Origin of the sequence: Actinotalea sp. JY-7885 (assembly GCF_014525465.1) — a bacterium.
Classification (GTDB): Bacteria; Actinomycetota; Actinomycetes; order Actinomycetales; family Cellulomonadaceae; genus Actinotalea.
Genome location: NZ_JACEXH010000209.1, coordinates 1 through 5,103, shown reverse-complemented (window position 1 = coordinate 5,103; position 5,103 = coordinate 1). Strand labels below are relative to the sequence as shown.

General features: G+C 74.6%; 5 protein-coding genes. 1 reads left to right on the top strand and 4 read right to left on the bottom strand.

The genetic code is table 11. The features are described 5' to 3' along the window. Positions 1 to 103 precede the first annotated feature (103 nt). The 3 genes from IDM29_RS14815 to IDM29_RS14805 form a co-directional block, all read right to left on the bottom strand. Positions 104 to 1,216, bottom strand: a complete 1,113-nt coding sequence (locus IDM29_RS14815) for a phosphate ABC transporter substrate-binding protein PstS (protein ID WP_220458012.1) — start codon at positions 1,214 to 1,216, stop codon at positions 104 to 106. Positions 1,217 to 1,377: 161 nt separating this feature from the next. Further along, on the bottom strand, positions 1,378 to 2,064 hold the full coding sequence (locus IDM29_RS14810) for a response regulator transcription factor (protein WP_182113044.1): 687 nt from the start codon (positions 2,062 to 2,064) through the stop codon (positions 1,378 to 1,380). Beyond that, complete coding sequence (locus IDM29_RS14805; protein WP_182113043.1) at positions 2,061 to 3,227, bottom strand: cell wall metabolism sensor histidine kinase WalK; 1,167 nt, start codon at positions 3,225 to 3,227, stop codon at positions 2,061 to 2,063. Before IDM29_RS14805 ends, IDM29_RS14810 begins: the two co-directional genes overlap by 4 nt. Before the next feature lie 189 nt (positions 3,228 to 3,416). On the opposite strand from IDM29_RS14805, the gene phoU reads away from it, so the two are divergent. Continuing rightward, positions 3,417 to 4,073, top strand: coding sequence for a phosphate signaling complex protein PhoU (phoU, locus tag IDM29_RS14800; protein ID WP_182113042.1), 657 nt, complete (start codon positions 3,417 to 3,419; stop codon positions 4,071 to 4,073). A 69-nt stretch (positions 4,074 to 4,142) separates the two neighbouring features. Here phoU and IDM29_RS14795 read toward each other — a convergent pair whose 3' ends face one another. After that, complete coding sequence (locus IDM29_RS14795; RefSeq protein WP_182113041.1) at positions 4,143 to 4,883, bottom strand: phosphoglyceromutase; 741 nt, start codon at positions 4,881 to 4,883, stop codon at positions 4,143 to 4,145. Between the last annotated feature and the right edge of the window lie 220 nt (positions 4,884 to 5,103).

Sequence of the window (5,103 nt, the reverse complement as noted above, 5' to 3'; positions counted from 1 at the left end):
CGGCCCGTGCGCGCCGGCCGACGCCGGCGCGGGCGACGGCGTCGCCCGGTCCGGCGCGGCCAGCCGTGGGGTGCTGCTGCTCACCGTGTGCTCCGGGCGCTCGTCACGCGATGGACTCGAGGACGGCCTCGACGTCGGTGCGCAGCGAGTCGGAGATGGGCGCGGCACCGGCCGACTCGGCCGCGGCCTGCTGGCCCTCCTCGCTCGCGACGTACGACAGGAAGGCCTGCACCAGCTCGCCCTCGGCGGCGTCCTCGTACTGCGTGCACGCGACCGAGTACGAGATCAGCACGAGCGGGTAGGCGCCGTCGGCCATCGTGGTGCGGTCGAGCTCGACCACGAGGCTCGCGTCCCCTCGCCCCTCGACGCGCGGCGACGCGTCGACGACGGCGGCGGCCGCCTCGGGCGAGTACGGCACGTAGGACTCCCCGACCTTGACCGCGACCGTGCCGAGCGAGCCGGCCTTCGACGCGTCGGCGTAGCCGATCGTGCCCTCGCCGTCCGTGACCGTCTGGACCACGCCGGACGTGCCCTGGGCCGACTGGCCGCCGGAGACCGGCCAGTCACCGCTGGCCTCGTACGGCCAGGCCTGCGGCGCCGTCGCGGCGAGGTACTCGGTGAAGTTCTCGGTCGTGCCGGACTCGTCGGAGCGGTTGACCGGCGTGATCGGCAGCGCGGGGAGCGCGACCCCCGGGTTCTCCGCGGCGATCTCGGGCGCGTCCCAGGAGGTGATCTTCTGGTCGAAGATCCCCGCGATCGTGGCCGCCGACATGTTGAGCTGGTCGACGCCCTCGAGGTTGAAGATCACGGCGATCGGGGAGATGTACAGGGGCAGCTCGGCGGCCTCGCCGCTGACGCAGCGCTCCGCGACCTGGGCGAGCTCGTCGTCGTCGAGCGCGGCGTCGGAGCCCGCGAAGAGCGTGCCGCCCTCGAGGAACTGCGTGCGGCCCCCGCCCGACCCGACCGGGTCGTAGGCCACGGACACGTCGGGGTTGGCGCTCTGGAAGCCGGCGATCCACGCCTGCATCGCGGACTCCTGGGAGCTGGCCCCGGCGCCCTCGAGCTGGCCGCTCAGGGTCGAGACCTCCTGCACGTCGGTCGAGCCCGAGGCGGTGGCGCCCGGGACCGCGTCGTCGGAGCCGCAGGCGGCCAGGCTCAGGCAGAGCGCGCCGACGGCGACGACGGTCGTCCCGCGGCCGAGTCGATCGATTGTCACGGTGTTCCGTCCTGTCGTTCCGCGCACGGGGCGGTCTGCACCCGGCGCCTGCGACGCTAGGCAGCCCGGGTGACCGGGGAGCCGGGCGTCGGTGAACGCCGGGTGAACAGGACGGGACGGTTCGGTCGCTCGCGCCCAGCGGGCGGCGCGAGCGGGGCAGATCAGTCGTCGGCGAGCTTGTACCCGAGGCCGCGCACCGTCTGCAGCCGCACGGGGTGCGCCGGGTCGGGCTCGATCTTGGCCCGGATGCGCTTGACGTGGACGTCGAGCGTCTTGGTGTCCCCCACGTAGTCCGAGCCCCACACGCGGTCGATGAGCTGCCCACGCGTGAGCACGCGGCCCGCGTTGCGCATGAGGTACTCCAGGAGCTCGAACTCCTTGAGCGGGAACGCGGTGGGCGTCCCGGCGACCTCCACCGTGTGGCGCTCCGGGTCGAGGCGCACGGGGCCCGCCTCGAGCACGCCGTCGTCGCCCGCGTCCGGGGCCTCGGTGCGCCGGCGCAGGACGGCGCGGATGCGAGCGAGGAGCTCGCGCGACGAGTACGGCTTCGTGACGTAGTCGTCGGCCCCGATCTCCAGGCCCACGACCTTGTCGATCTCGCTGTCCTTGGCCGTGAGCATGATGACCGGCACCGTGCTCGTCTGGCGCAGGCGCCGGCACACCTCGACGCCGCCCAGGCCCGGCAGCATGAGGTCGAGCAGCACGAGGTCCGCTCCCCCGCGGGCGAACTCCTCGAGCGCCGCCGGCCCGGTCGCGGCCTCCGAGACCTCGAAGCCCTCCTTGCGCAGCAGGTAGGACAGCGGGTCGCGGTAGGACTCCTCGTCCTCCACCACGAGGATGCGCGTCATGGGCCCTCTCCTTCGGTCGGTGCGCTCGGCGAGGCCAGCGGCAGGCGGATGGTGAACGTGGAGCCCTGACCGGGCTCCGACCACACCGTGACGTCGCCGCCGTGGTCGGCCGCGATGTGCTTGACGATGCTCAGCCCGAGCCCCGTGCCGCCCGTGTCCCGCGAGCGCGCCTCGTCGACGCGGTAGAAGCGCTCGAACAGGCGCTCCTGCTGGTCGGCGGGGATGCCGATGCCCTGGTCGACGACGGCGATCTCGACAGTGCCCGCGTCGCGGCGCACGGTCGTGCCCACCGCGATCCGCGTCCCGGGGTCCGAGTAGGAGATCGCGTTGTCGAGCAGGTTCCGCACCGCGGTCACCAGCAGGTCGTGGTCGCCCCAGACGCCGGCACCGCCGTCGCCGCCGCGCTCGAGCGTCATGCCCTTGGCGGTGGCGCCCGTCCGGGCACGGTCCACGGCCTCCGCCACGACGTCGTCGAGCCGGACGAGGGACGCCTCGCCCAGCGGGTCGGCGACCTGGAGCCGGGACAGCTCGATGATCTCCTGCACGAGGTGGGACAGGCGCGTCGCCTCCGTCTGGATCCGGGCCGCGAACCGCCGGACCGCCTCCGGGTCGTCGGCCGCCTGCTCGACCGTCTCGGCGAGCAGCGACAGCGCCCCGACGGGCGTCTTGAGCTCGTGCGAGACGTTGACGACGAAGTCGCGCCGGACGGCCTCGACGCGGTGGGCCTCCGTGCGGTCCTCGGCCAGCACGAGGACGTGCTTGCTGCCCAGCGGCGCGACGCGCAGCTGCAGGTGGACGGTCCCGCGCCCGAAGGGCCCGCGGGCGAGCTCGAGCTCGGCGTCCCGGATCTCGCCGTCGCGCGCCACCGCGTCCACCAGGCCGCGGACGACCTCGTGGGCCAGCCGGTCGCTGCGGACCACGCCGAGCGCGTGGGCGGCGGCGCTCGCGCGGACCACCTCGCCGTCGCGCCCGACGACCACGGCCGCCGAGCGCAGCACCGCCAGGACCGCCGTCACGCCCTCCTCGAGCGGCGCGAGCGACGACGGCGGCTCCGCCGGGACGCGCCGCTGCTCGCGCTCGCTGACCCGGAACGCGAAGGCCGCGGCGAGCCCGACCGCGAGGCCGAGCAGGCCCGCGGCCAGCGCGGCCGTCCCCTCGATCATGCGCCCACCTTAGGCTCGGGCCGCCGCGTCCCCCGGCCGGGTCACCGAGCGGCCCGCGCGCGTCCGGCAAGTGTTCACCTCGGGGTGGCGGGGCGTTCACCTCGCGGTGGCACGGTGCCGGGGAGGCACTCGAGCCGACCCTGCACCCCCGGGCGGCCGGGCGCGACCACACGACACGCGAGGACGGGCATGCGCGACACCTTTACGGCCGAGCTGGCGGCGCTGGGCGAGGACCTCACGGCGATGAGCCGGCTCGTCGAGTCCGCGATCGCCTCCGCGGGGACCGCCCTGCTGCGGGCGGACCTGCCGCTCGCCGAGGCCGTGATCGCCGACGACCACACGATCGACGCCATCGAGCGGGACCTCGACGAGCGCTGCGTCCTGCTCATCGCGCAGCAGCAGCCGGTGGCGCGGGACCTGCGCGTCGTCGTCTCCGCGCTGCGCATGAGCGCGTCGCTCGAGCGCATGGGCGACCTCGCGCGCCACGTCGCCGAGGTGGCGCGCCTGCGCTACCCCGCGACCGCCGTCCCCGCCTCGCTCACGCCCACCTTCACGCAGATGCACCAGGCGGCCGTCACCGTGTCCCAGCGCGTCACCGAGGTGCTCGCCTCGTGGGACCTCGAGGTCGCGGCGGAGATCGAGGCCGCCGACGACACGCTCGACCGCCTCCACGCGGAGACGTTCGGCGCGACCCTGGGCGGCAAGCGCGAGCTGACCCCGCAGGAGACCGTCGACGTGACCCTGTGCGCGCGCTACTTCGAGCGCTTCGGCGACCACGGCGTGGCCGTCGCGCGGCGCGTCGTGTACCTCGTCACGGGCGACTTCGCCGACGAGCGCGGCGCCTGACGCGCACCCTGCACCCGCCGGCTCGCGCACGCAGGGGGCGCGCACGGGCCGGCGGGGCCGACGGGTGGGTCAGCGACCCTGGTTCGCGACCGCCTGGATGGCGGCGGCGGCAGCCTCGGGGTCGAGGTACTGGCCGCCGCGCGTGACGGGCTTGAGGGTCTCCTCGTCCAGCTCGTACCGCAGCGGGATGCCCGTCGGGATGTTGATGCCGGCGATGGTCGCGTCGTCGATGTCGTCGAGGTACTTCACGATCGCGCGGATGGAGTTGCCGTGCGCGGCGATGAGCACCGTCTTGTTCTCGCGCAGGTCCGGGACGATCGCGCTCTCCCAGTAGGGCAGCGCGCGCTCGAGCACGTCCTTGAGGCACTCGGTGCGCACGACCGGCTCGCCCGCGTAGCGCGGGTCGGCGTCCTGCGAGTACTGCGAGCCGAGCTCGATCTCGGGCGGCGGGACGTCGTACGAGCGGCGCCACAGCATGAACTGCTCCTCGCCGAACTCGGCGAGCGTCTGCTTCTTGTCCTTGCCCTGGAGCGCGCCGTAGTGCCGCTCGTTGAGGCGCCAGCTGCGCCGGACCGGGATCCAGTGGCGGTCGGCGGCGTCGAGCGCCAGGTTCGCGGTCGTGATCGCGCGGCGCAGCAGCGAGGTGTGCACCACGTCGGGGAGCACGCCGGCGTCGGTCAGGAGGGTGCCGCCGCGCGTGGCCTCAGCGACGCCCTTCTCGGAGAGGGGGACGTCGACCCAGCCGGTGAACAGGTTCTTGGCGTTCCACTCGCTCTCGCCGTGGCGGAGCAGGACAAGGGTGTAGGTCATGCGCCCATCCTGCCGCACCGCCGCCGGACGCACCCCGGGACGTCCGTCCACCAGACCGTCCAGCACACCGCGTCCCGGGCTCTACCTGCGGCGCGACGCCGCCAGGTCGTACACCTTGAGCATCGCGGCCGCGGCGGAGTCCCAGCCCAGGCCGCGCGCGTGGCGCACCGCCCCCGCGCCGAGCGCCGCCCGGCGCGCCGGGTCCGCGAGCAGGTCCCCG